The sequence below is a fragment of the uncultured Thiodictyon sp. genome (genome assembly GCF_903828115.1).
GTDB lineage: Bacteria > Pseudomonadota > Gammaproteobacteria > Chromatiales > Chromatiaceae > Thiodictyon.
Map to the genome: position 1 here is coordinate 1 of NZ_CAIKKU010000381.1, position 4,593 is coordinate 4,593.

Sequence of the window (4,593 nt, forward strand, 5' to 3'; positions counted from 1 at the left end):
ATCCTGGCCTGACGGTGTCGGGGCTGGAACAGTCAGGGCTGGAAGCCCTGACTACGCCGCCCCGCACGCTGGCCATCGAGCTAGCGGTCGAGAGGACTTTCATGTTCCGGGGTGGCGCGGGTGCCATGACCGTTAGCCGGTGGCTGCTGTCGACATATTTGAAAGAAATCAATGGCGTCTGCACGCCGGACCGGCTAAAGCCTCGACCTCCGGTGGCCGGAACGACGATCAAGGCCCTTCGGGGCGGGACGCCCCGGCTCCTTTTTTACCAGGGGCGGTAGACCATTCCCGGGATCACCTGCGAATCGAACAGCGCGGGCATCTTGGCGACGAAGGCGCGCAGTTCCACCAGATTCATGTAGGTCCCGTAGGAGGCCTTGGCCGCCTCCACCGGCAGTTCGACCCAGTAGCGGTCGGCCTCGCGTTCGCACAGGATCTGGAGCGTGCACTCGGCGGGGTCCATGATGCCCAGGAAGTCGTCCTCCGACTGGAGCCGCGGCAGCAACTGTTCGCAGATGTTGCGTGCGCTCATCTCCACGGCACTGGCCGAGGAGATGGACTCACCGAAGCGGGAGAAGAGGTAGTAGACGCGATAGTGCATGATCCGCGCCCTAGAGTCCGAACCCGCCCGGGGGCATACCGCCGCCCGGGAAGCCGCCGGGAAAGCCCCCGGGCATCCGCGAGCCCAGGGCCCGCATCATCTTCGCCATGCCGCCGCCCTTCATCTTTTTCATGACCTTCTGCATCTGGGTGAATTGTTTGAGCAGCTTGTTCACGTCCTGCACCTGGGTCCCCGAGCCCAAGGCGATGCGCCGTCGGCGCGACCCCTTGATGATGGCGGGGAACTGCCGCTCCTGGCGCGTCATCGAGTCGATGATCGCGGCCAGCTTGCCCATCTCCTTGTCGTTGACCTGACTCTTCATGTGCTCCGGCACCTGGCTCATGCCCGGGAGCTTGTCCATCAGGCTCGCCATGCCGCCCATCTTGGTCATCTGCACCAACTGCTCCCGGAAGTCCGCCAGATCGAAGTCCTTGCCCTTCTTGAGCTTCTTGACCAGACGGTCGGCCTGCTCGCGGTCGACCTGGGACTGGACCTCCTCCACCAGGGAGAGCACGTCGCCCATGCCCAGGATGCGCGAGGCGACCCGCTCCGGATGGAAGGGCTCCAGGGCCGTGACCTTCTCCCCGGTGCCTAAGAATTTGATCGGCTTGCCGGTGATCTGACGGATCGACAGGGCGGCCCCGCCGCGGGCGTCGCCGTCGGTCTTGGTGAGGATGATGCCGGTCAGCGGCAGGGCCTCGTCGAAGGCACGGGCGGTGTTGGCGGCATCCTGGCCGGTCATGGCGTCGACCACGAACAGGGTCTCGACCGGGCGGATGGCGGCGTGGATGGCCTTGATCTCATCCATCATGGCCGCGTCCACATGCAGTCGGCCGGCGGTATCCACGATCAGCACGTCCTTGAACTGCTTGCGCGCGGTGTCGAGCGCGTGGCGGGCGATGTCGACCGGGTTCTGGTCGCTGCTGCTCGGGATGAACCCGGCGCCCACCTCCGCCGCCACGGTGCGCAACTGCTCGATGGCGGCCGGGCGGTAGACGTCGCAGCTTACCACCACCACCGTTTTCTTCTGCTTCTCCTGGAGCCAGCGGGCGAGCTTCGCCACGCTGGTGGTCTTGCCCGAGCCCTGGAGCCCCGCCATCAGCACCACCGCGGGGGGTTGGGCCGAGAGGTCCAGGCGCTCGTTGGCCACCCCCATCAGGGCCACCAGTTCGTCGTTGACGATCTTGATCAGTACCTGGCCGGGCGTCAGGCTCTTCATCACCTCCTCGCCCAGGGCCTTCTCGCGCACCTGCTCGACGAAGGCCCGCACCACCGGCAGGGCCACGTCCGCCTCCAGGAGCGCCATGCGCACCTCGCGCATCGTGTCCTTGATATTGTCCTCGGTCAGGCGGCCCTGACCGCGCAGGTCCTTGAGGACGCGCCCGAAACGCTCCTGGAGATTCTCAAACATACTTGCCCCCTGATGATCGCCCCGGTGATCGCCGCCCGGCACGCGGGCCGCACCCGCCCTGCGGCGACCGCCACCCGCGGCCCGGCCTGCGGCGCGGCCCGGCACCGAATCCGTGAGTATAACGCCGCCGCGGCATTTTCCCGATCGGCCGTTTATGAGATTATGCCAGACTATGAAACACACCCTGCTCGCCGTCGCCGCCATCCTCTTCTACCTGTCCGCCACCGGCGCGATCGGGCTGCGCCTGTTCCGCCGGGGGGAGTCCTGGGCGCCGAACCGGGACCTGGGGCTATCGCTCGGTTTCGCCGGGCTGATCCTGCATACCTGGCTCCTGTGGGACAGCATTTTCAGCCACACCGGCCTGAACCTGGCCTTTTTCAACGCCCTGGCGCTGACCTCCTGGACCGTGATCACCCTGCTGCTGGTTTCCAGCCTGACCAAGCCGGTGGAGAACCTGGGCCTGATCCTGCTCCCGGTGGCCGCCCTCACCGTAGGGCTGGAGGCGCGCTTCGGCGAGATCGCCTTCATGAGCCCGGCGGCCAGCTGGCCGCTCAAGGTCCATGTCCTGCTGTCCATGCTCGCCTACAGCCTGCTCACCCTGGGCGCGGTCCAGGCCGTGCTGCTGGCGATCCAGGACCACCACCTGCGCAGCCGCCAGCCGGGCGGGTTCGTCCGGGGTCTGCCGCCGCTCCAGACCATGGAGAGCCTGCTGTTCGAGATGATCGCGGCCGGCTTTGTGCTGCTGACCCTGGCCCTGGCCTCGGGATTCGCCTTCTTCGAGGACATGTTCGCGCAGCACCTGGTGCACAAGACCGTGCTGTCGGTGCTGGCCTGGCTGGTCTTCGGTGGTCTCCTGCTCGGGCGCTTCCGTTACGGCTGGCGCGGCCGGACCGCCATCATCTGGACCTTGAGCGGTTTTGTGATCCTGATCCTCGCCTACTTCGGCAGCAAGGCGGTGCTGGAACTCATGCTGCTGCGTACCGCGGGCTGAAACCCACCGCGGGGCTTGCCTGGAACCCGGTAAATAGTGCAAAATTCGCGTTCCGCTGACGGGGCTCAACACCGCGTCGGCCGGACCCCCGCTCAACCGGGGTCCCATCCGGGCATCGTTCCGGGGCAGTAGCTCAGCTGGGAGAGCGCCGCGTTCGCAATGCGGAGGTCAGGGGTTCGATCCCCCTCTGCTCCACCAATCAATGAACCCCAACCGGTTTCGGTTGGGGTTTTTTTGTTCCTGTAAGTGCGCAACTCTGCGGAAACTTGCGGGTTCCTGCGGGCACCTGCGGACTTCGCATTTCGGCCCCCTACCCCTCTCCGGGCCATTTTCGCTCTCTCCCCACCATTACCATTATCCCGTAGCCACCCACCTGCGCGGCCGGGAACACCCGCCGGCCCCAGTCCCGGAGTGTCTCGGCGGGGTCCTTGTCATTCATCAGGGCATCGGCCACCCCGACAAACCGCGTTTGTGCGATCGTAAAAGACTTTTGCCTGCAAGAAACTGCATAATAGCGCTAACCTGAGGCCAAAGATGCGGCGCGGGGGAACCTCGGGCGCGTTTGGTCAGCTCCGATGGCGTCCGTGCCCTGCCACATGATCCCGCGCCCTGAAGAGACGAGCATCCAATGCCGACCGAACCCTGGGTCTCCGTTGAAGACGTAGCCAACCACCTCGGCATCACCAAGGACTCCGTGTACCGTTGGATCGACCGCAAGGGGCTGCCCGCGCACAAAATTGGTCGGCTCTGGAAATTCCAACTATCAGATGTAGACGCTTGGGTTAAAGCGGGCGGCACCGAGTCGCCCGGCAGCGAGCCTGAAACCGCGCCGCCCGGGAAGGACTAGCCGTGGCTGACTCGGCCGCCGCGGGGGCGCTTCCCCAAGCCACGCAGGTTCCCGGGCTCGATCCCGAAGCACCGTATTACTCTCGCCTGTCTGCGCGGTCGGCGCTATACACAGATTTTCGCCTGCTGCTGGAGGCCCAGGATGCGGCCCTGACCGCAGAGCATTACCGCGGCCTGGTCATCGACGACAACTGCCTGGCGCGGTCGTCCGTCGCTTCCCGGCGTAAACTCTGGAAGGAACTGCGTTCCCGCTATCGGCTTGATGTGGGCGATCCGCTCTTTTCAGCATTCTGGGCGCAGTGGCAGCGCAGTGGCTCCGAGACCGAGCGCACCCTGACCGCCTATGTGTTGTTCGCGTTGAATGATCGTCTGGTGGCAGATCTCGGAATGAACTGGCTATTCCCGCTGCTTCGCCGGGCACCCATGGAGGTTCGTGTGGCTGATGTCCGGGCGTTCCTCGTGCGCGCTGCCGCGCAACATCCTGAAGTGCTCGACTGGTCCGAGGAGACCACGCGAGCCGTTACCCAGAAATACTGTGCCAGCATTCGTGATTTCGGGCTGGCTGCCGGTGCCGTGCATAAGAGAACCGTTCGACCGTCCCTCTACGGTGCACCGGTTCGATTGATCCTAACCGCGTTGCGGCTGGTCGGTACACCTTTTCTGGATCAGGTGAAATCACCGGTCTTCAGGTTGCTCGGCATCGACTCGTCAGAGGTTATCGACACCCTCGGGGATCTTAATCGC

Annotated in this window: 6 protein-coding genes and 1 tRNA gene; 5 read left to right on the forward strand and 2 right to left on the reverse strand. The window is 65.0% G+C overall.

The window, feature by feature from the left end; translation table 11 throughout:
- On the forward strand, nt 1–281 hold a 281-nt coding region (locus QZY48_RS13835), incomplete at its 5' end, for a hypothetical protein (protein ID WP_295431585.1).
- On the opposite strand, the gene QZY48_RS13840 is transcribed toward QZY48_RS13835, so the two are convergent.
- On the reverse strand, nt 266–601 hold the full coding sequence (locus QZY48_RS13840) for a hypothetical protein (RefSeq protein ID WP_295431586.1): 336 nt from the start codon (nt 599–601) through the stop codon (nt 266–268). The two genes, QZY48_RS13835 and QZY48_RS13840, sit on opposite strands and share 16 nt — an antisense overlap.
- 10 nt (nt 602–611) lie before the next feature.
- Nucleotides 612–2,012, reverse strand: a complete 1,401-nt coding sequence (gene ffh / locus QZY48_RS13845) for a signal recognition particle protein (protein WP_295431588.1) — start codon at nt 2,010–2,012, stop codon at nt 612–614.
- Between the two features lie 172 nt (nt 2,013–2,184).
- On the opposite strand from ffh, the gene ccsA reads away from it, so the two are divergent.
- The 4 genes from ccsA to QZY48_RS13865 all read left to right on the forward strand — a co-directional run.
- A complete protein-coding gene (ccsA, locus tag QZY48_RS13850) occupies nt 2,185–3,003 on the forward strand; it encodes a cytochrome c biogenesis protein CcsA (RefSeq protein ID WP_295431591.1) in 819 nt (272 codons plus the stop codon).
- 122 nt (nt 3,004–3,125) lie between these two features.
- Nucleotides 3,126–3,201: transfer RNA gene (locus QZY48_RS13855), tRNA-Ala, on the forward strand.
- 430 nt (nt 3,202–3,631) lie between these two features.
- On the forward strand, nt 3,632–3,850 hold the full coding sequence (locus QZY48_RS13860) for a helix-turn-helix domain-containing protein (protein WP_295431592.1): 219 nt from the start codon (nt 3,632–3,634) through the stop codon (nt 3,848–3,850).
- A gap of 2 nt (nt 3,851–3,852) precedes the next feature.
- Nucleotides 3,853–4,593: BrxA family protein (locus QZY48_RS13865; protein ID WP_295431594.1), on the forward strand; the 741-nt coding region annotated here is incomplete at its 3' end.

Coding starts and splice junctions, on each gene's coding strand:
- QZY48_RS13840 (WP_295431586.1), bottom strand. CDS start 601: ATGCACTATCGCGTCTACTACCTCTTCTCCCGCTTCGGTGAGTCCATC.
- ffh (WP_295431588.1), bottom strand. CDS start 2,012: ATGTTTGAGAATCTCCAGGAGCGTTTCGGGCGCGTCCTCAAGGACCTG.
- ccsA (WP_295431591.1), top strand. CDS start 2,185: ATGAAACACACCCTGCTCGCCGTCGCCGCCATCCTCTTCTACCTGTCC.
- QZY48_RS13860 (WP_295431592.1), top strand. CDS start 3,632: ATGCCGACCGAACCCTGGGTCTCCGTTGAAGACGTAGCCAACCACCTC.